Origin of the sequence: Brevibacillus sp. JB24b, assembly GCF_051713385.1 — a bacterium.
In the GTDB taxonomy this organism is placed as follows: domain Bacteria; phylum Bacillota; class Bacilli; order Brevibacillales; family Brevibacillaceae; genus Brevibacillus_B; species Brevibacillus_B laterosporus.
In genome coordinates this window covers 3,328,404-3,348,611 of record NZ_JBNVQV010000001.1, presented here as the reverse complement: position 1 = coordinate 3,348,611, position 20,208 = coordinate 3,328,404, and the positions used below count along the sequence as shown (strand labels likewise).

The window sequence follows — 20,208 nt, the reverse complement described above, 5'->3', positions numbered from 1 at the left end:
AAGAGAAATCCTTATACGGGAACATCACTGAAGGGATGACGGAGAAATGTTAAAACCATTTGAGCGGTTTACAAGTGAATTGAACTGGCAACAGGTATCATTATTGCTTGATACCGTAATGTATTTTGAAGATGCTTTAAAATATCTATCAATTCCGAGTCAGTCAGGGGAATCAATTTCTGTACCTTTGCATCCTGAGACGTTACGATTAATGTTAGAGGAATTTGAGGAAGAGCAAGCGTTCGAGAAGAAACGCGTGACGTTTGATTTTACCTTGACGAATGAAGAAGAGAGCCAAGGCCTTGTGTACGTTACATTGCCGTCAGGAAAAGAATTAACGCAACGAACCAATATAAAGGATTTTTCAATGGTATAAAAAAGACAGAGCACAAGAGGTAGTAAAGCAAATAAGCCGTTGTCCAAACCGTGGACAGCGGCTTTTGCAATGTAAGATAGAAAAATAGCTTATTTCCGGGGGAATGAACTCCTTTCATTAGTTACTCAGAACAAAGGTAAGGGAAGTCGTAATGCTTTTTTCAAAGCTGGACAAACTAAAGCTGAGGTGATTATCGTGGAAAAAAGCATGAACGTAAACGGAAGAGAATTTCATTTTGCAACGACATATGATGGAGATTCTCAATATGATGTACAGGTGCGTAGTGGAAAAAAGATTGTCAGCTCATTTAAAATATATGCTGAATCTGAGCAGGATGTATTCCCAGCAGCATTAGCGCATATGGAGTCTGATATCGAAATGGGAAATTTGCAACTATAATAATGTGATATGCGGCATTTTGAGCACACACAAACAAGCATGAATAGATGAAAGTGCTTGCTTTCTACAGAACGGTTATGTATTGTACAACAGAAGCCCGGAGTGAAGGATAAGCCGGGTTTTTGTTGTGGGTAAAAGAGCTGATCAGTTATCCCCTTTCTTTTTAGTTAAAAAAGTGATACAACAAGGAAAGGGAGCAGATAACGGAGGACTATATAACGATGAATATAAGAGAAGAGCAAACATGGATAGATAAAGTGAAAGAATGGCAAAAAACAGATGGAAATTCGTTGCTTGTGACAGAAGTAGAGGCAATTCATACCTTGCAATATATAGAAGAAAAACGAGAACAACTACTACATATTCTCAAACAGGATTCTGACGATGAGAAAGAGCAAAAACAGATGGTAGGAGCAGATCAAATTGAACTGGATCAAGCAGAGGCAACAGTACTTACTATCCTAGCTCAGATACGTTGGAGGAAGACACAGCAAATTTCGTTGGTAGAGGAATGGCTAAAAAAAGCGAGGAAATTGGATCCAGATAACCAACAAGCAGCTTCTTTACAAGCAGAAATATATCTGCATTCTTTATTGCAATCCTTAAAAGAAACAGCTCAATTTCCTGCTATTCGCGAGACTGACAATGCAGCTACACGCAAAAAAGTGACGGCTCAATTCGTTATCCAGATTCAAGAACGTCTTGACGATTTGGTTAATTGGGAGGATATGTTACAAGCAGGTACGCAAGCTGCCCAGCTTTCTATGAATACCCTACTTCAGCAAAAATATAAGTCTTTGCGTGAGGGTACATTGGAGCTAGAGGAAGCATTAATCTTGTTACATAAGGAGGCGCAGAAGTATGCCGACTCCGTACAAGGATTATTTTACTCTTCCGAATTGTTGGCTCGACTTCAGCAAGCCAATAAAAAATTGCAGGAGATTGAGCAATCAATTCGTGAACAACTCACACCTACACAAGCAGAAGTAGACTTACAAGATCATATTCCAGCGATGGAACAAATTGATCAATTAGTGGGTTTAACCGATATGAAAAAGAGGGTAAAGCAACTCGCGCAATTTTTACAGTACCAGCGAATCCGTACAGAAAAGGGCTGGGAGTTGGCCGATCCATTGGAATTACACGCTGTATTAATGGGGAATCCTGGTACGGGGAAAACGACATTGGCACGCCTTTTAGCCACACTTTATCATGAATTAGGCTTATTAGAACGGGCAGAAGTAATAGAAGTTGATCGATCTCAGTTAGTGGGTGCATATGTAGGTCAATCAGAACAAAGAACAATGGAAGTGATTAAGAAAGCGGTAGGCGGTGTTTTGTTTATTGATGAAGCCTACAGCTTAAAACGAGCAGAGTCCAGCGACAGTGATTATGGGCAGGTTGTGATTGATACGCTTGTTTCTGCAATGACAAGCGGTGAGTATAGTGGTAAGTTCGTACTCATCTTAGCAGGGTATCCAGAAGAGATGCGAAACTTCCTACGGGCAAATCCTGGTTTACGAAGTCGTTTCCCGGAAAGTAATCATTTTACGTTGCCTGACTTTACGACAGATGAGTTATTACATGTAGCCGAGCAAGTGGCAGAGCGTAATGATTTCATTCTACGTCCTGATACTAAAATTTCTATTCAGCAGCGCTTAGAGCGAGAGAGGGTTGATGAAACCTTTGGGAATGCTCGTACTGCCAAGAATATCATTTTAGATGCTATCTTTGCCAAAGGGAGTCATGTAGTCGATACAGAAGCAATTAGAATTCCTGATTTTACAATCCTTACACCAGTCGATGTAGAAGCCAATTCCTCGTGTAAAGAAGTAAAAATCAACAATCTTTCCGCAAAACAACGATTGGATCAAATGATAGGACTTGTGGAAATGAAAGCTGAATTAACCAAGGTGGCTGCATTTGTGTCTATTCAGCGTTCGCGTCAAGAAAATGGTTTGCCAGCTGTTCCTGTCGAATTGCATGCTGTGTTTACGGGTAATCCAGGAACAGGAAAAACAACGGTAGCACAATTATATGCACAAATATTACAAGAAGTAGGCTACCTCAAGCGAGGGCATCTCGTAACAGTTGGTCGTGCTGATCTTGTGGCAAACTATGTTGGGCAGACAGCAAGTAAGACTAGGCGGAAAATTAAAGAGGCTCTAGGTGGTGTCTTATTTATTGATGAAGCCTATGCATTGATGTCTTCTAGTGAAAATGATTACGGGCAAGAGGCTGTGAATACGCTGGTTGAAGAGATAAGCAAGCACGGTGAAAATTTGGTTGTTGTCCTAGCAGGTTATCCATACGATATGCAAAAATTTATCGATAGCAACCCAGGTCTTTCCTCACGGTTTAAAAAGTATTTCCGATTCCCCGATTATACAGCTTCCGAGCTTTTATCGATTATTACACAATTTATTCAGGAAAATAGCTATGAGGTAACGGATGAAACGAAAGAACGTCTAGCAGAGCAATTAGGAACGTGGAGTGAACAGGGAAGCATCAAAGGTAATGGGCGTTTTGCTAAAAATATGGTGCAAGAAGCGATGCAGGAGCAGGCATTACGACTAGCAGCAGAAAAAAAGTCAGATTGGACAAAAGAGGATTTAAGCTTACTGACATGGGAAGATTTTAGTAAAGCTATTGAGCGTATGTTACCGACAAAATGATGGAAAAAGACAGGGAGCTGTGAGCGTACCCCTGTCTTTTTTACTGAATATATGAGAAGCGAAGAGGAAATCGTTCCTTTACTAATCGCGATGGTACTTATAGGTAGAAACATCGATATTAATCGGTTTGAGTGGAAGGATTCACGCGATCTTGAGATTTCAATGAACCTACTATATAACCGATAATCGCTCCTAGTATCGCTGGAATTACCCAGCCGATTCCAACTGAATATAAAGGAAGAATTTGCAACCATTCTGTAATCTTACCCAAGGTAAAACCAAAGGCATGCAAGCAATCCACTAGACTAATGATTCCAGCGAACAGAACACTACATACATATACCTCTTTATATCCTTTTATTTGTTTGTGAATCAGAGATAAAAGGATCAGTACGATTGCAATTGGATATAATCCGGCCAGAACAGGTACTGAGTAAGAAATAATTTGATTTAGACCTAAGTTAGCAACTATTAAGCTAAATACACATAGAATGCTAATTGCAACTTTATAGCTCAAGGCAGGAATGAGAGTAGAGAAAAATTGACCGCACGCTGTAATAAGCCCAATCGAAGTTGTTAAGCATGCTAAGGTAATAGCGGTGCCAAGCAACACGACGCCCGATTGTCCAAACAAATAGGCTACAACCGTTGTTAAAATTTGGCCACCATTAGTAGAGACACCTAATATAGAGCTACCAGCTCCCAAATATGCTAAAGCCATATATACAAGGGCTAAGGCAACTCCAGCAATGGAACCTGCTTTAACTGTAGCCATGGTTATGCTCTTTTTATCCGTAATTCCTCGACTTTGTATAGAAGAAATCACGACAATTCCGAAAACTAAGGCACCTAATGTATCCATAGTTAGATAACCTTCGAGGAATCCCTTGAAAAATGCATTGTTCATGTAGGCTTCTGAAGGTACAGGAAAATCACCTAACGGCTTAAAAATACTCCGAACAAACAATATTGTGATAATTAGCAAGAGTGTGGGTGTTAAGACTTTTCCGATGCGATCGACCAACTTTGTAGGATTCAGACATAGCCAGAACGTAATTGCCATATAGACGATCGAATATAAAAACAAAGGTAAGCTGCTTCCCTTTAGAGATTCCGATAGCAAAGGACTAAGACCAATCTCATAGGCAACGCTAGCTGTTCGCGGAATTCCAAAAAATGGACCAATAGCAAGATATATTAGAGTGGGAAAAATAATACCGAATAGCGGATGAACCCGACCTGCAATAATCTTTAAATCGCCTGATGTTGTTGCGGTGGCAGCAACTGCTAAGATAGGAAGACCTACTCCAGTTAATACAAATCCGAGAATGGCTATCCAGACGCTTGATCCAGCCGTTTGTCCTAGTAAAGGAGGAAATATCATATTGCCTGCTCCGAAAAATAGAGCAAACAGCATCAATCCAATTGTAACTGTTTCTTTCTTTGATAATTGCTTTTGTTTCATAAGATAGGTAGACTCCTTGCAATAGATTTCTTATTCAATTAATTTATCACACATTGAAAAAAGCATACGTGTTAATTTTTTTAATGATGTTACCGTTTTGTGAATAAAATCTGTTTTTATTGATAATTCCCACTCTTTTGTTTGAAGGTTTATACTATTACGAATTGTGTCGAGTTGTTTTTCCTGATGTTACCACTTTATTTACATAAGGGAAAGCCTTTGGGAAAGAATAAAAGGAAAACAACGGAAAGTAGGAGAAATGATGCCGCGAATCGTATCAATCGGCACAGCAAGTCCACATTATATTATTACGAAGCAAGAGAGTAAGGAATTCTCGCGTCGTTTCTTTCAAGAGCATTTTTCTGATATCGATCGTCTATTACATATATTTGAATCAGCAGAAATTGAAAATAGAAGTTTCGTCACTCCGCTAGAGTGGTTCGAACAGCCGCATGATTGGGCAGAAAAAAATCGGTTATACGTGCAGCAAGCACTAGAATTAAGTGTGCGTGCAATTGAACAGTGTTTAGAAAAAGCTGGAGTTTCAGCTGACACGATAGATCATGTGGTAATGGTCAGCTCAACAGGGATAGCTACCCCTAGCCTAGACGCACTCTTATTCAATCGATTACCGTTTCGCTCAAATTTGAAGCGAACACCTGTATGGGGACTAGGGTGTGCAGGAGGAGCAGCAGGATTAGCCAAGGGCTATGCGTTTGCGAAAGCACATCCAACGGAGCGTGTACTTGTCTGTTGCGTCGAATTGTGTGGTTTAACCTTTATACATGGAGATCGAAGTAAAAGTAACCTAATAGCCACCAGTTTGTTTGCGGATGGGGCTGCTGCTGTATTGTTGTATGGAGATAAGCAAAAAGTACATGATCATTCACCTGCTATTTTGTCAACACATTCAACGATCTGGCGGGATACAGTTGATGTTATGGGATGGGATGTGAGGGAAGAAGGCTTGCGGGTAGTCTTTTCTAAAGACATTCCCTCACTTGTAAAAGATAAAATCAAGCCGGAGATGGAGAGTTTCCTGAGAAGAGAAGGACGGGCTCATTGTCGTATTGATCGCATAATTGCTCACCCAGGGGGAAGTAAGGTTCTACAAGCCTATGAGCAGGCCCTTCAACTGCCACCAGATAGGTTGCGCCATGCAAAAGAGGTACTACGAGATCACGGGAATATGTCTTCTTGTACCGTCCTATTTGTGTTAGAAAGAGAGATGAGAGAAGAACATCAGCGAGGAGAAATAGGATTGCTTTTAGCTCTTGGACCTGGATTTTCTTGTGAGCAGGTGTTGTTGGAATGGTAACTGTTTTTATGCTGGTGCTTGTGATCGTAATTTTCCAACGTTGTATCGAGTTGGTGATAGCAAGAAGAAATGCGCGCTATATGAAGGAAGCAGGAGGATATGAGGTAGCTGCTGGGCATTACAAATGGATTGTGAGTTTACATGTAGGTTTTTTCATTAGCTTGATTGGTGAGGTACTGCTTCGAGTATCTACTGATTCTATTGCATTTTACTTTTGGCCATTTTGCGTATTTTGTCTCGCCCAGTTACTAAGAATCTGGAGCATTCGAAGTTTGGGACATTTTTGGAATACTAGGATCTTTGTTTTAGAAGGAAAAAAACCGATTGTTCGAGGTCCTTATCGCTACATCCGTCATCCAAACTACCTGGTTGTATTCATAGAAGTAGGAATGCTCCCTCTTACATTTGGTGCTTGGAAAACAGCATTGATCTTTACAGTAGCCAACGCCATGATAGTAAGCGTTCGGATTTCGGCAGAGGAACAAGCTTTGCAAAAAGCCTGTAAGTATGAAGCATGGATGAAGGAGAAGGGAAGATTTTTTCCAGTGAGAAAACAGAGAGAATGATGGGGCTGTATTGTAAAAACTCGGCTTATCGCATATGTTCGTAGCAATAGCCGAGTTTTTCTTCATTATGCTTGCTGAGAATGACGTAACAGCGTTAAGATTTTTTCCTTCACAAGCAGAAACTCTGGAGATAACAGCATTTTTTCCCGACGAGGTCGTTCAAATGGTACCGAAATTGTGGCAGCTACTTGAGCTGGCTTTGCTGTGAGTACATAGATTTTATCGGATAAAAAAATGGCTTCGTCAATGCTATGTGTGATTAAAAGCACGGAGCGTTTATGCTTTTCCCAAATGGATAGTAACCAATTTTGCATGTCAGTACGACTAAGTGCATCTAAGGCTCCAAAGGGTTCATCCAAGCAGATTAGTTCTTGCCTGCTTAACAATGCGCGCAAGAAAGCGACTCTTTGTTGCATACCACCCGACAGCATGTGAGGATAAGCTTTTTCATATCCATCTAATCCAACCTTCGGCAACCATTCACGTGCCAGCTTGAGCGTTTCTTTACGTGATACACCTTCTATTTCTAAGGCTAGTCCGACGTTTTCTTCTATTGTACGCCAAGGAAGTAAGCTAGAGGATTGCGGCATATAGCTAATGTGACCTGTTTCACCAGTAACCTGCTTACCTTCAATTGTAATGCTACCGTGTATTGGTGATAAAAGGCCTCCAATAATATGAAATAATGTGCTTTTTCCGCTTCCAGATGGTCCGATTAAGGAAACAAACTCACCTTTTTTTACTTCTAAAGAAATCTGGTGAAGCACTTCAATAGTGCATCCTGACTCTGTAAAGGAGTGTGAGATTTGCTCAACGACAAGTGCAGAGTCGGGAGTATAGGCAGATTTTAGTGTAGATGTAGACGCTATATTTTGCTCTGGAGTCATGTCCATACTAATAGATGTGTGGATGTCATTACTCACGCTTGTTCACTTCCTTTTTTATTGACCTCAAATTCTCTAGCCTTACTTGTTCGATTGCCATCGGAGTGTCCAGCGTTCTAAGAGGCTAATCAAGCCAAATAACAAGCAGCTAACAATTACAATGAGAAACATCGTTACAAATACACGATCAGCACGAAATGATGCTTTTGCCATCAGCATATAGACGCCAATTCCTTTTTGCGATCCTAACCATTCCGAAATGACGGCACCCATTACACTGTAGGTTGCCGATATTTTTAGTCCAGAAAACATGGAAGCAAGCGAGTGAGGTAACTCTAGCTTCCAGAAAATTTGTTGACGAGTTGCTCCAATCATTAGCATATATCGTTTTATTTGCGGGTCGGCTTGCGCAAGTCCAGTCATTGTAGATAAGGTGACGGGAAAAAAGCAGACCAACGTAATCAAAATCATTTTTGGCAATAAACCAAAGCCAAACCAGATCATCAAAAGAGGAGCTAAAATAATGGTCGGTATGTTTTGACTTAGGATGAGTAATGGATATAAGGCAGCCTTAATGGGCGGAGTCACATGTAATAAAAAGGCCAGAATAAGACCAGCTGTGCTCCCAATTGCAAAGCCCAGCAAGGTGATTTGTAAGGTAGCCCACAAATGTTGCGTGAGTTGAGGCGCTTGATTCCAGCCTTCTTGGAAAATAACAAGGGGACTTGGTAAAAACCATGCTTCGGGTTTCCAAATAAACGTCGCAAGCTGCCAGATAAAGAGAAACAGGAAGACCGCAAGAAGGGGCGGCCATCCTGTTGTAAATAGACGACGATTTTTATTCATGGACGATATTTCTCCGTCAATACATCCATCGAAGCTAATCCATCAGCACGGTGATAAATTTTGATTTGGGAGATTACGGACGGGCAACCAGCCTCAACCATGACATCATTCATCTTTTTTACGATAGCAAGCAGTTCTTCCAACTCGCCTTCCATCGTGGTTTCTAACGGGCTAACTAAATACTTTACCCCTGATTGCGAAATGACTTCAATTGCTTTGTCTACAAAGGGAATGACCCCTTCACCTTGAGGTGTAGTAGGGATAATTTGAATGCTAACTAAGGCGTTTGCCATCTGGAATCGCTCCTCTATGTGATATGCCTCGTTTATGGTTTTGGTAAAAAGTCATTGGTAAATGCTTTGTCTACATCAAGCGGTTTTTCCAATAAGTGATGTTCAACCATCCAGTCGGAGTAGCCTTGCCATACATCGCGTTTTTGTTCTCCCCAACGTGGTGCATCATCTTGATAACGTGGACTTAACCATTTTTGGCTTGCTTGTACCAATTTTTCGTCCAAATCTGGAACGTGCTTAAGGAGGATGCTAGCCGCTTCTTCCGGATGTTTACCAGCATATTGATATCCCATGGAGGTTGCTGCCATGAAGGCTTTAACTATCTCTGGCTTCTCTTGAATCATTTTTTCATTAGTAATGAGAACAGGGGTATAATAATCTAGTTTATCCGAATATTTATTAACGTATATCATGTTTATTGGTTCATTGCGTAACTCTGCCTCAATGCCCGTCCACGCGTAAAAAATCCAAGAGAAGTCAATATCGCGTTTTACAGCAGTAAAGTAATCCGCTTCACCTACATTAATAATGTTTAGCTTATTTATATCGGCTTTTTCTAGGCTCATTAGAGATTGTAAAACAGCTTTCTCACTTGGAGCACCATAGCCCCCGTAGGTTTTTCCTTCAAAATCTTTGGGAGACAAAATATTCTTGCCCACAGGTGAAGCAAAACCAGAAGTATTATGCTGAATGACAGCCGCAAGCGACACGATAGGTACGTTTTGAGTTCGTGCTTGCGTGACGCCCTCTTGATAGCTTACTCCAAACGGAATTTCACCGGTGGCCACCATCGTATCAGCCCCGTTCATACCGGGTTGAACAATTTCTACATCCAGCCCTTGCTCGGCAAAGTAGCCTTTTTCAAGAGCGACATATAATCCGGTGTGATTCGTATTAGGTGTCCAGTCAAGGACGACCTTACTTAGAGTTTTGGCAGGGGCTGCTTCAGGTGACTTCTTGTCGCTTGGTGTATCTGGTGTAGCAGATTGTCCACAAGCTGTTAAAGCGAATACGAGCAAACCAGAAAGGAAAGTAGCAGTAAAGCGTTTACCATTTCTCATAAATCCCGAAACCTCCATGTTGTTTGGTAGACAACAAAAAAACGCAACCTGTCCTGGAAGCGTTCATGTAAGAAGATATCAGAAGCTTACTTCCCTACGCTGGCATTATCCAGATCAGGTTATGGGTCAGTATTAAAGGTAATACACTCTCAGCCGGCCAATTCCAGCTCCCCGAAGCATTTTGTAGTTGTTATCATTACTGCCATCATATACTCAATCGGAACGTTTGTCTATAAAGCAATACAATTCAATGATCGATCATATTCGTTTTGTTAGTTATGAAAAAATTCTGTATTTTATGTAGGCTGATGGAATGATTATGAGAAGAACATGCGCTGTATTTCGAGCTACAAAAGCGCTTGTCACAAATACTTTACTATGTTATAACTTTAGTTAGCTAATATACTAAAGCGTAGGTGAACGTCATGCTATTATTAAATGGAGTTATACTTTCGGTAATCGTGATTGTTATATTGTCGCTGTTGCGATTAAATGTCATATTTGGTTTGATCGCCGCTTCCATAACAGCAGGTCTGGTTGCCGGTGTTTCGTTAACTGACACCATCCAGTTGATGGTGCAGGGGATGAGTGGGCAATTAGAAACAGCACTCAGCTATATTTTACTTGGGATGTTTGCAGTTATGATCGCCAAGTCTGATATCACATCCTTATTAGTAAATAAATTATTGGTGGTATTGCGTGGAAAACGTGGTATCTTGCTCATGTCCATTGCTACAGCAGCCTGTTTGTCTCAAAATGTAGTACCAGTGCATATTGCCTTTATTCCCATTCTAATCCCGCCCTTATTGACCTTGTTTACTAAAATGCAAATAGACCGGCGTGCTGTTGCTTGTGCGTTAACATTTGGTTTGCAAGCACCTTATCTCATGCTTCCAGCGGGCTTTGGCTTGATCTATCATCAGATTGTTGTATCTGAAATGGGGAAAGCTGGTATGACGATCGCTGTGACTGAATTTCCAAAAGCGATGCTTATTCCAGGGATCGGGATGATTATTGGGTTATTGGTGGCATTATTCATTAGTTATCGAAAATCCAGAACATACCAAATGATATCTAAGGATATTGAGAATGAGGAGAAGAAGCAAGTATTACGTTTTACGAAGCGGCATGCGTTCACCCTAGTAGCCATTCTCTTAGCCTTGACAGTGCAATTATTGACCAAGTCACTTATTATCGGTTCGCTTTCGGGAATTGTCTGTCTATTTGTTTTCCGCGTGGTACCATGGAATTTGGGGGACGATGTGGTGCAACGAGGTGTTGCTATGATGGGGTTTATCGCCTTTGTTATCCTACTTGCGTCTGGCTATGCTACAGTGTTAAAAGAAACAGGAGCTGTTCAGCAACTAGTAGGATCTGGAGTGGAATATTTTGGTCAAAATCGTTTTTTAGCTAGCGTTATCATGCTATTGATCGGTTTAGTGATTACAATAGGTATTGGTTCTTCATTTGGTACAGTCCCAATTATTGCTGCTATTTTTGTACCGCTTTGTGCTGGACTGGGCTTCTCTGTACTAGCTACGGCCGCGTTAATCGGTACAGCAGGTGCTTTGGGGGATGCGGGATCTCCAGCTTCCGATAGCACCCTAGGACCTACCTCAGGATTGAATGCAGATGGGCAACATCATCATATCTGGGATACATGTGTCCCTACGTTTCTTCATTATAATATACCCTTGTTTTTCTTTGGATTACTAGCTGCCTTTCTCCTGTAATTTTTTCGCATGACAGAAGCTAAGCTCTCAGCTAACTCCTAAATAATGTAGTGAATATACCTAAAATGATAGGTAAGTCTTTTTCATTGAAAAAGACTTTTTTTGTATCTATCTACCTATACGTAGCGAAAAAAACAGGTCCAATTACTCTAGTATGAAGTTCCTGGTTCTGTAAATCTAAAAAGATAGGGAAAATCTTTGATGTTGTTCCCAAATAATCTTGTCAAGTAAGCACCATGATTCATTTCCAAGGTCACGAGTAATGAAATTTCGTACTGCCTGTTAGAAAGAGTATGAGTAAATCAGAGGGGATAAGAGATGTCGCGAATACTGGTACATCCGCATCTGTTGCAAGAATTGGGGCACGAATACAAACGAGCTGCACAGGAGTGGAGTGAAATAGAAGGACGTTTGCATCATGCAATGGAAAGTCTTACCTGGGAAGTTAGGCAACAATCACAGTTGGAGGATAATTGGCGTGCGGTCCGTGCTCTAATGGAGCAACTACAAGCGCACTCCAACGATTTAGCTAAGCGTCTGGTAGAGTCTGCCGAACGCTTCCAACAGATTGATAGAGAAAGTGCAGAACGATTAACGATTACAATGGAGCATATTCGACATCAATTGAGAGAACAGGGAGCCGTGCTGGCAGTAACAAGCGAATCACGATTTTTTCCGCAGCAGGATATGCAACGACATTTAGCTACATTGGGTACAAATGAACAGTTGCCAATGGCACGCTTTCAGTTTGTACGGGAAAATATACAATTTCTTGATGCTTCTTTACATGATGAATATGGCGTGGATACAAATGAAGAGGATCAGGTTGAGCCTTCTGTATCTGGATTGGTTAAAGTAAGTGAAAAAATTCCACGGTCCTAAGATCATTGTACTACTACTACGTCGGAAAGCCGATTATTTTGACTCTACACGTAGTAAAGTAAACAACCTGCTTCTGCCCCGTTTTTTTACAACAGGAGCATAAGGAGAATCGGTTATGAGTTATGATTTACCAGCGACACATCGAACCCCAGCTCTTATCATTTATCTGATTGATGTGAGTGGTTCCATGTGTCTACCTATGGGAGATAAACGCCGGATTGATGTGGTAATGGAGGCATTATCTGCTACCATTCGACAGATGATTTTTCGTTCTACTAAAGGAACTCGTATGTCGCCACGTTATCGTATAGCAATATTAGCATACAGCGATGAAGTATATGATTTGTTGGATGGAATTCGAGGAATAGATGAAGTAGCCCGGTTGGGGAAGTTACCTGAAATAAGCCCACGTAGATTGACAGACATGGCCAAAGCATTTAAACAGGTTGAAAAATTATTGCTAGAAGAGCTACCATTTCTGCAAGATTCTCCGGCTCCTCTGATCTGCCATATGACCGATGGTGCAGCAACCGGGGAGGATCCCGAGCCTGTGGTGAAACGAATCATGCAAATGGCTGTTCCCGATGGACATGTGCTTGTTGAAAATATTTTTATATCCGAAGAGGTATGCGATAGTGAGATGACCGATATGAAGCGTTGGGATGGAATCATGCCAGATACAATCATGAGAGATGAACATGCCAATAGACTACGCTCGATGTCTTCTGTTTTACCGGAGAGCTATCGTGAAATGATGAGTGAGTCCATGTATCAATTAAAAAAGGGTGCGTTGCTTATGCTTCCGGCCACCAGTCCTGAATTGGTGTCTTTAGGGTTTCAAATGTCGGCAGCAACCCCCGTTCGTTAAAGACAGGTGAAGCGATGTGAAACAAGCCTATCGTTATGAAAAAATACATCAACATACAGAGCTGTCTGTAACGAGAGAATCGGAACAATTTGTCTGGAGATACGCGTACGCCCGTGCTTCGGAAACGCAACATGCCCAGGAGAAGGGACAGGATTATCTTACGTTTGCTAGAAACGAGCAATCATTTTTATTTGCATTGTGTGATGGCGTATCACTTTCTTACTGTGGGGAACTTGCAGCCAAAATGCTAGGGGATGCACTTCTGGATTGGCTTGCTTCCGATGTCATTGATAAAGAGCAGGAGGAAGAGTTTCTTCTCCAACAGTTGGAATTACATTTACAAGCGTTAACCACTGTAACCAGTAGAATCGTAGTCAATCATCCATTACCATCAGAGATTAAAGGCTTGCTCAGAGATGTATTAGAAGCGAAGCGATCACTTGGTAGTGAAACAATGTATATTTGCGGACGCATTGATTTACCCTCGCATTCCTTTCCAAAAGGAAGAATTCTATTCGCTTGGCAGGGGGATTTGCGGTTACGATTATTTAGTCAAGAACAGGAAATAACAGAATGCTTACAAGCAACTTGTAATACACAGGAGCGTTGGTCAACATTACATGGGCCTGTGGGAGGAAAACCACATTTATTTCAATCCAGTTTGGCTGGACCACATTGTTTTACACGAATGATAGCCTATACAGATGGCTTAGCCACATTAGATAAATGCTATCCGCTCCCGACAGACAACGAGCTACAGTCCATGATTCTTCAAGCTAGTGACAGTCCGCTTAGCGATGATATAGCACTATTGGATGTTAGCTGGAATCAGACAGACTCGTTTACCCCATACGATAAGACGGGACACAAAAGAGAGTGGTTCGCCTGGCTTGCGCGATAAAATCAATAGCATTGTAAGGAGGCTAGTATGAAAAATCCGATTGAATCTATTTCAATCACGGATAAACAGCTATACTTTTTAGCATGCCTAACTGGTGCTGATCAAGTACTGGGTATAGCAGAGCCTTATGCTGGATATCTAACTGAAGACTTGCAAGAGGAATGGGACCTAATAAAGACAGAGCTATTACAAAAAGGGTATATATTTGAGGATGAGACAGGCCTGTACATAAATGAGATCGTGAATTCACTTGTAGCCCCATGTGGACATGCTACAACGTGCTGTTACTTTCGTTACACTGATAAACATAAAGAAGCATATGAGGGGTACTTTCATTTCGACCGAGAAGTTGTAGTTGAGAAAATAGCGGCATTGGGTGGTAAGAATGTATATGAGTTACGAGCTTTAGGTGATCCCATACAAGCCAGTAAAACAATGTGTAATCGAATCAGAAAAAACCCTGAGGAAAAAGTAATGGTTCCATCTATTGAGTTACCAAATGCTATTTTTCAACAAATTAGAGGAATGGTAGAAACAGCTTCTATCAATGAGATTTGTGCCACTATATTGGATTATGAGTGCCATAAAGATGCAGCAGAGGCGTTTGCTCACTCCTTAAAAGCCCAATGGTGCGAGGGGCAATTAATCACAATGTCATGGCATCAAAATGAATGGAGCTTAAATGGAATGACGTTTCTTACTTCTAGTATTGCAAATTGGTTAATCCGTCTATTTGTTAAGGAACGAGAGGACTGGGTATGTATTTCTCCTAGCTCTCATATGGAAATGGATGAGGTTTTACAGGAGATCATTTTAGAAAAGCTAGTCGTTCAGACGATCTAGTAAAAATGGTGGGAAAATGGATAAAATCATTGTGACATTTGTAACAAATGCTGATAAGAGTAAGTGGCCGGATTTTGAATTGCCGACTCATATTCCTTGTCAAATGATTGCCGAAAAGATTTCTCGCATGATAAAAGAGGGAGAGTCTCAAAGAGTGACTGACGTAACATATATGCTGGAAGTGAAAGTGGGAGAACATGAATGGAAAATTCTTTCATCGGCGGCCACATTGTTCGAGCTAGGTGTCAGGTCTGGAGCATATCTGAGAGTACAGCGTAACTTTTCTACTGGTAACAAAGACCAAACAATTGAAGGCTGGCGTTCTTTATACCAACAACAAATACCTGAAGATGAACATGTACACACTCGAAATGAGAAAAAAGACAAAAACAAGAGCGAGTCAAAAGGGTATGTGTGGAAGACCTTATAAACTAATACAGGGGAGGGGGGAGCAGGAATGGCCTATGACTATTTTCAGCGATCACCACGGTTAAAGCGTACATTACCCAAACAAACAGTAGAAATCCATCGACCACCTCTTGTTCCCCAACCGCCTGCTTTCTCTATCATTTCTATCTTAATTCCCATCATTATAACGGGAATTTCGCTTTTTGCTTATTTATATATCGGATCGAGAATGAATACGGGAAACAAGAATTTTTTCGTATTTCAGATGATTTTTATGAGCGCTATGATTGTTTCATATACGGTTCCGGTGTTTACCTATCTTTATAACAAGAGGAATTATCGTAGACAGGTAGAAACACGAACCAATCAGTACCAAGAAGAGTTGGAGAAACATAGACGGGAATTAATAGAGCTACAAGAGGAACAGCGAACCATTATGCACGAATTGAACCCGTCTGTATGGAAGTGTATACAGCGAATAGAAGAGAGAAACAGCTCTTTATGGGAGCGATCCACACGTGACGAGGATTTTTTACGTTTGCGTATGGGAGAAGGAACGCTACCAGCTACCTATCAGATTATAGTGCCAAAACAGGAAGGCTATGAGACAGATCCGTTAGTTGAAGAAGCTCAAAATTTGTCTCGAACCTTTGGAAGGGTTGAGTCGGTTCCTATCCAACTCCCCCTCTTTCAATCTAAAGTCATAGGCGTGGTAGGTGAGCAGGAAGCCGTTCTGAATGCTATCAGGGTTATGGTATTGCAGATGGTTACACACCACTCTCCTGATGAAGTGAAAATCGCTACCTTTTATCCAGAATGGGAAGAGGAGCAATGGAAATGGCTACGCTGGTTACCGCATACTTGGAATGATGAACAGACATTGCGGTTTGTTGCCCAGGAAAAAGGCAACGCTCATCAACTACTAGACTTTTTGTACAGTCAGTTAAACCGACGAAAAATGAAGAGGGATACTGATTTTCGTAAAGCGGTAGAGCTACCTTGCTGGGTGTTTATCCTGTCAGCTCCCCACCTAATTGAGGACGAGCCTATTTTGCCATTACTTTTAAAAGAGGCAGAAGCAATTGGTGCATGTACGATTTTACTGGCGGATAGTAAAGACTCGTTGCCTATGCAGTGTCAGTTAATTGTTGAAGTGCAGGGTGATCGTGGTACCTGTAAGGAAACTGTGACAGGTGATGCTACTGGCATTGGAGATGGAGAGATTGCATTTACAGTAGACGCTCTTCCTTTAGATACAGTGGAGCATGCTGCACGAATGATGGCAAGTCTGAAGGTAAAGCGTTCTACGGCAGCAGAAATTCCTCAGCTATTACCGTTGTTTGACCTATTGGGTATTGAAAAAATAGAAGATTTGGATGTAGCTACTCTCTGGCGAGGGAATCGGTTCCCTGAATCATTACCAGTTCCAGTTGGAGTGCGAACGGGTGGAAAAAAAATTCTACTAAATCTACATGACAAAATAGAGCGACGTGGACATGGTCCGCATGGATTAATAGCTGGTACGACAGGTTCTGGAAAAAGCGAGGTTATTCAATCCATCGTGGCATCACTAGCAGTTCACTATCATCCTCATGAGATGGCTTTTTTATTGATTGACTATAAAGGCGGCGGAATGTCTAACACGTTTAGAGATTTACCACATTTAGTTGGCTCTATTACCAATCTGGATGACCGACTCTTAGAAAGAGCAATGGTTTCGTTACGAGCCGAGTTAATCCGTAGGCAAAAAATCTTGAATGAAGCGGGAGATCTTCAGCACATTGATGAGTATTATGAAACAGCATGGCGAATGACTCATCCTCTGCCTCACTTGGTTATTATTATTGACGAGTTTGCTCAACTAAAAAAAGAGCACCCGGAGTTTATGAATGAATTAATATCAATTGCAACCATTGGTAGAACACTAGGAGTCCATTTAATCCTAGCTACTCAGAAACCCGGTGGTGTTGTCGATGATAAGATATGGAGTAATGCCCGTTTTCGTATTTGTCTAAGAGTTCAGGATGATGCAGACAGTCGGGAAATGCTAAAGATACCGGATGCAGCATGGATCACAACGCCTGGGCGTGGCTACTTACAGGTGGGCAGTAATGAGGAATTTGATTTGCTCCAGTTTGCTTGGAGTGGTGCGCCTTATCATGCAGATCAGAAGCGTAACGAAAATGAGCTGGAGATTTATGAGATTTCATTAAGTGGAAAACGTACGAAATGCGAGATACAAGAAAATGTAAACATAAATCGTACCAGAAAACAAAAAAAGCAACTTCAGGTCCTGATGGAATATCTGGCAGGAATAGCAGAGCAAGAAGGGATCAGTCGCTTGCCCGGCCCATGGCTTCCTCCATTACCTCAACAGCTTTCTTTGGAGGATATTTCTGATTGTACATATGGCTGGAATGGCAGGGAGTGGGTAGCCGGTGTACCAAATCTTTCAGCGATTGTAGGCTTGGTAGACGATTTGGCGAATCAGCGGCAAGAGCCATTGCTGGTATCACTAGAGGATGGGCATTTACCTATTTATGGTATGCCAGGAACAGGGAAGACTACTTTTTTGCAGACCTTCCTATTTTCTTTGACGACTCGTCATTCTCCGGAACGCCTTCACTTATATTTGTTGGATTTTGGACGAACGTTGCGAGATTTTTCGTACTTACCTCATGTTGGCTCCGTCATTTTGGACAATGAATCAGATAAAATCAAACGGTTATTTCATTATTTGCTTCAGGAAGTAAGTAGACGCCGTGAGTTACTTGCAAATAGCGGCGTGAAAACACTCCGAGCGTATCAAATGTCTACGGGGATTACCGTGCCTAGAATTGTCGTGTGCATAGATGGTTATTTAAACTTCCGAAATCAGTATGCCTATGAGAATGATCAACTGGAGCAGCTGTTAAGAGAAGGGGGAAGCGTAGGTCTTTCCTTCGTAGTGACGGCTAATCGGATTACTGATATTTTGGAGAGAATACGAAGTAACTTTTCTCTGGGAGTTGCCTTTGAGCTATCTGATCCAAGCGACTATTATTTTGCGGTGGGTCGTCCCACAAAACCACCTGTCCATTTACCAGAAGGAAGAGGGCTAGTGAAAGGGCAATTACCACCACTGGAGTTTCAGACTGCTTTTCCTATAGCTGGTGAAGACGATATGCAACGCTCCGTTCGACTTCGTAACGTAATGGAGCAGATGAGCATTGCTTGGAAAGGGGAGCGTCCAAAAGAAATTGTGTCCCTACCAGAAGTGGTTTTATTGGAGGAGTTATTTGATATAGAACCTGTCACTAGTAATAAATCCTCTATCTCTACGATACCAGATATTACGATATCCTCACCTTCTCGTTCACTCAGAGTACCTGTTGGTATTTATGTAGATGATTTAACTCCCTTTGAAGTAGATTTAAAAGAAGGCCCTTTTTTTGTGGTTGGTAGTCCGATGGAAGGGGGAAAAACCTCCTTTTTGATGACATGGGTATTATCTCTATGCCATCAGGTTTCTCCACAAGACCTGGAAATTTACTTCATTGATTACCGAGCTTCTTCCATGAACTTGATGTCTCTAAATAATTTGCCACACATACAGGGGAGAGCGACTAGAGAGAGCGAGCTTGGAGAGTTGCTTACTACTTTAAGCGCTAAAATAAAAATGCGTCAGCATCATGGTGAGCATCTAAAAAATCAATCTCCTGTGAGAGAACAACAGATTTCTAATCAGATGTGGAAAGATGAATTGCTTAAACAGGTAGAATCATCAAAAACAGTTGAGGCATTACAACTTTCAAACGATAAGGAGCCAGCTCTTTTGCTGGTAATTGATGATGCAGATTTATTTTTTAAAGAGACAACAGATTATCAGATAAAGGATCAATTGGCGCAGTTAATTCGACAAGGCAGAAACCGTGATCTGTATGTAATTATCTCTGGGGTACCAGCTGATTTTCCATTTAGCAGTAACGATTGGTTATCCGAGATTAAAAACATGCAAACAGGCTTTTTATTTGGCAGTATTGATGCAAGTGATCTAGCCTTTTTTAAAATCCCATCGACTGAAGCTAGTCATTACCCACATGCTACCTTCAACAAAATGTTGCCACCGGGTCAAGGTTACTTTGCCAAAAGGCGTTATCAACGGGTCAAAGCTGCTGTGCCCTTTGATGAGGAGCGATCCCTACAAGATTTCATTGTAACTATCAATCAAAAATGGTTACGGGAGGATGTTTGTAGGCCTAGAGATTTATACAATAATATTTATAGTTAAAAACTAAGACGAAAGTCCTTTTTAACTACAAGTGAACATAGGTGTTTCTTTCTAAATCGGCTTACTGAAAAAATGGGAATTGTTTCTAAAAATACTCTAGGCTACAATAGGACAAAAGAGAATGTGAACGACTTGGGGGGAAAAGGAACATGTCACGCATTTTAATTTCGCCTGATCAAGTGGATGAAGTAGCTAATCAATTTCAGCAAAGCAAGGAACAAAGTCAGCAGGTGATAGATCGTCTAAACCAACAAATTCACCAAATGGAAGGCCAGTGGGACGGGATGGCGAAGCAAAAATTCTTCCAAGAATTTCAGGAAGCGAACAGGCAAATGACTGGTTTTGTACTACTGCTTGAAAGTATATCACATGAGTTACATGCTATTGCGACGAAGTTCCGTCAGGCGGATTCTTAATAAA

At 41.3% G+C, this 20,208-nt stretch carries 18 protein-coding genes and 1 riboswitch; of the genes, 13 read left to right on the top strand and 5 right to left on the bottom strand.

What is annotated here, in order from left to right; genetic code table 11:
- Positions 1 to 46 precede the first annotated feature (46 nt).
- The 3 genes from ACQV1I_RS15665 (at position 47) to ACQV1I_RS15655 (ending at position 3,450) form a co-directional block, all read left to right on the top strand.
- Entirely contained in the window at positions 47 to 376 is a 330-nt protein-coding gene (locus ACQV1I_RS15665) for a hypothetical protein (protein ID WP_116334088.1), read from the top strand.
- Between the two features lie 195 nt (positions 377 to 571).
- Complete coding sequence (locus ACQV1I_RS15660; protein ID WP_201747411.1) at positions 572 to 775, top strand: hypothetical protein; 204 nt, start codon at positions 572 to 574, stop codon at positions 773 to 775.
- Between the two features lie 221 nt (positions 776 to 996).
- Complete coding sequence (locus tag ACQV1I_RS15655) at positions 997 to 3,450, top strand: AAA family ATPase (protein ID WP_116334086.1); 2,454 nt, start codon at positions 997 to 999, stop codon at positions 3,448 to 3,450.
- Between the two features lie 118 nt (positions 3,451 to 3,568).
- On the opposite strand, the gene brnQ is transcribed toward ACQV1I_RS15655, so the two are convergent.
- A complete protein-coding gene (gene brnQ / locus ACQV1I_RS15650; protein WP_116334085.1) occupies positions 3,569 to 4,915 on the bottom strand; it encodes a branched-chain amino acid transport system II carrier protein in 1,347 nt (448 codons plus the stop codon).
- Positions 4,916 to 5,177: 262 nt separating this feature from the next.
- On the opposite strand from brnQ, the gene ACQV1I_RS15645 reads away from it, so the two are divergent.
- Positions 5,178 to 6,233, top strand: coding sequence for a type III polyketide synthase (locus ACQV1I_RS15645; protein ID WP_116334084.1), 1,056 nt, complete (start codon positions 5,178 to 5,180; stop codon positions 6,231 to 6,233).
- Positions 6,227 to 6,799 carry an isoprenylcysteine carboxyl methyltransferase family protein gene (locus tag ACQV1I_RS15640; protein ID WP_116334083.1) on the top strand — a complete coding sequence of 191 codons (573 nt, stop codon included), beginning with the start codon at positions 6,227 to 6,229 and terminating at the stop codon, positions 6,797 to 6,799. The genes ACQV1I_RS15645 and ACQV1I_RS15640 overlap by 7 nt, the downstream gene beginning before the upstream one ends.
- A 65-nt stretch (positions 6,800 to 6,864) precedes the next feature.
- Here ACQV1I_RS15640 and ACQV1I_RS15635 read toward each other — a convergent pair whose 3' ends face one another.
- Genes ACQV1I_RS15635 through ACQV1I_RS15620 form a run of 4 tightly spaced genes read right to left on the bottom strand, consistent with a single transcriptional unit; the run spans position 6,865 to position 9,883 of the window.
- Complete coding sequence (locus ACQV1I_RS15635) at positions 6,865 to 7,722, bottom strand: ABC transporter ATP-binding protein (RefSeq protein WP_176452351.1); 858 nt, start codon at positions 7,720 to 7,722, stop codon at positions 6,865 to 6,867.
- A 42-nt stretch (positions 7,723 to 7,764) separates the two neighbouring features.
- Positions 7,765 to 8,529, bottom strand: a complete 765-nt coding sequence (locus ACQV1I_RS15630; RefSeq protein WP_094699648.1) for an ABC transporter permease — start codon at positions 8,527 to 8,529, stop codon at positions 7,765 to 7,767.
- Positions 8,526 to 8,822, bottom strand: a complete 297-nt coding sequence (locus ACQV1I_RS15625) for an MTH1187 family thiamine-binding protein (RefSeq protein ID WP_018670515.1) — start codon at positions 8,820 to 8,822, stop codon at positions 8,526 to 8,528. The genes ACQV1I_RS15630 and ACQV1I_RS15625 overlap by 4 nt, the downstream gene beginning before the upstream one ends.
- Positions 8,823 to 8,854: 32 nt before the next feature.
- Positions 8,855 to 9,883: an ABC transporter substrate-binding protein gene (locus ACQV1I_RS15620; RefSeq protein ID WP_116334082.1), complete on the bottom strand. Its 1,029-nt coding sequence runs from the start codon at positions 9,881 to 9,883 to the stop codon at positions 8,855 to 8,857.
- A gap of 75 nt (positions 9,884 to 9,958) precedes the next feature.
- Positions 9,959 to 10,067, bottom strand: a riboswitch (TPP riboswitch).
- Positions 10,068 to 10,308: 241 nt separating this feature from the next.
- Between ACQV1I_RS15620 and ACQV1I_RS15615 the strand changes: the two genes are divergently transcribed.
- From ACQV1I_RS15615 to ACQV1I_RS15580, 8 genes are all read left to right on the top strand, one after another.
- On the top strand, positions 10,309 to 11,616 hold the full coding sequence (locus tag ACQV1I_RS15615) for a Na+/H+ antiporter family protein (RefSeq protein WP_094699651.1): 1,308 nt from the start codon (positions 10,309 to 10,311) through the stop codon (positions 11,614 to 11,616).
- 318 nt (positions 11,617 to 11,934) lie between these two features.
- Complete coding sequence (locus ACQV1I_RS15610) at positions 11,935 to 12,498, top strand: type VII secretion target (RefSeq protein ID WP_094699652.1); 564 nt, start codon at positions 11,935 to 11,937, stop codon at positions 12,496 to 12,498.
- A 115-nt stretch (positions 12,499 to 12,613) separates the two neighbouring features.
- Positions 12,614 to 13,366 (top strand): vWA domain-containing protein, encoded by a 753-nt coding sequence (locus tag ACQV1I_RS15605; RefSeq protein ID WP_116334081.1) that lies wholly within the window; start codon positions 12,614 to 12,616, stop codon positions 13,364 to 13,366.
- Positions 13,367 to 13,382: 16 nt separating this feature from the next.
- Entirely contained in the window at positions 13,383 to 14,267 is an 885-nt protein-coding gene (locus tag ACQV1I_RS15600; protein WP_116334080.1) for a hypothetical protein, read from the top strand.
- Positions 14,268 to 14,294: 27 nt separating this feature from the next.
- The gene (locus ACQV1I_RS15595; RefSeq protein ID WP_094699655.1) at positions 14,295 to 15,110 is read left to right on the top strand and encodes a hypothetical protein; all 816 of its coding nucleotides are present in this window, start codon (positions 14,295 to 14,297) and stop codon (positions 15,108 to 15,110) included.
- Between the two features lie 16 nt (positions 15,111 to 15,126).
- Entirely contained in the window at positions 15,127 to 15,540 is a 414-nt protein-coding gene (locus ACQV1I_RS15590; RefSeq protein ID WP_116334079.1) for a hypothetical protein, read from the top strand.
- A gap of 27 nt (positions 15,541 to 15,567) precedes the next feature.
- On the top strand, positions 15,568 to 19,788 hold the full coding sequence (gene essC / locus ACQV1I_RS15585) for a type VII secretion protein EssC (protein WP_116334078.1): 4,221 nt from the start codon (positions 15,568 to 15,570) through the stop codon (positions 19,786 to 19,788).
- A 149-nt stretch (positions 19,789 to 19,937) separates the two neighbouring features.
- A complete protein-coding gene (locus ACQV1I_RS15580) occupies positions 19,938 to 20,204 on the top strand; it encodes a WXG100 family type VII secretion target (protein ID WP_018670524.1) in 267 nt (88 codons plus the stop codon).
- Positions 20,205 to 20,208 lie beyond the last annotated feature (4 nt).

Bases quoted from the DNA above. Each gene is read 5' to 3' on its own strand.
- ACQV1I_RS15595 (WP_094699655.1), top strand. From the start codon at position 14,295: ATGAAAAATCCGATTGAATCTATTTCAATCACGGATAAACAGCTATAC.
- ACQV1I_RS15605 (WP_116334081.1), top strand. From the start codon at position 12,614: ATGAGTTATGATTTACCAGCGACACATCGAACCCCAGCTCTTATCATT.
- ACQV1I_RS15630 (WP_094699648.1), bottom strand. From the start codon at position 8,529: ATGAATAAAAATCGTCGTCTATTTACAACAGGATGGCCGCCCCTTCTT.
- ACQV1I_RS15610 (WP_094699652.1), top strand. From the start codon at position 11,935: ATGTCGCGAATACTGGTACATCCGCATCTGTTGCAAGAATTGGGGCAC.
- ACQV1I_RS15645 (WP_116334084.1), top strand. From the start codon at position 5,178: ATGCCGCGAATCGTATCAATCGGCACAGCAAGTCCACATTATATTATT.
- ACQV1I_RS15665 (WP_116334088.1), top strand. From the start codon at position 47: ATGTTAAAACCATTTGAGCGGTTTACAAGTGAATTGAACTGGCAACAG.
- ACQV1I_RS15625 (WP_018670515.1), bottom strand. From the start codon at position 8,822: ATGGCAAACGCCTTAGTTAGCATTCAAATTATCCCTACTACACCTCAA.
- ACQV1I_RS15640 (WP_116334083.1), top strand. From the start codon at position 6,227: ATGGTAACTGTTTTTATGCTGGTGCTTGTGATCGTAATTTTCCAACGT.
- brnQ (WP_116334085.1), bottom strand. From the start codon at position 4,915: ATGAAACAAAAGCAATTATCAAAGAAAGAAACAGTTACAATTGGATTG.
- ACQV1I_RS15590 (WP_116334079.1), top strand. From the start codon at position 15,127: ATGGATAAAATCATTGTGACATTTGTAACAAATGCTGATAAGAGTAAG.
- ACQV1I_RS15620 (WP_116334082.1), bottom strand. From the start codon at position 9,883: ATGAGAAATGGTAAACGCTTTACTGCTACTTTCCTTTCTGGTTTGCTC.
- ACQV1I_RS15655 (WP_116334086.1), top strand. From the start codon at position 997: ATGAATATAAGAGAAGAGCAAACATGGATAGATAAAGTGAAAGAATGG.
- ACQV1I_RS15580 (WP_018670524.1), top strand. From the start codon at position 19,938: ATGTCACGCATTTTAATTTCGCCTGATCAAGTGGATGAAGTAGCTAAT.
- ACQV1I_RS15615 (WP_094699651.1), top strand. From the start codon at position 10,309: ATGCTATTATTAAATGGAGTTATACTTTCGGTAATCGTGATTGTTATA.
- essC (WP_116334078.1), top strand. From the start codon at position 15,568: ATGGCCTATGACTATTTTCAGCGATCACCACGGTTAAAGCGTACATTA.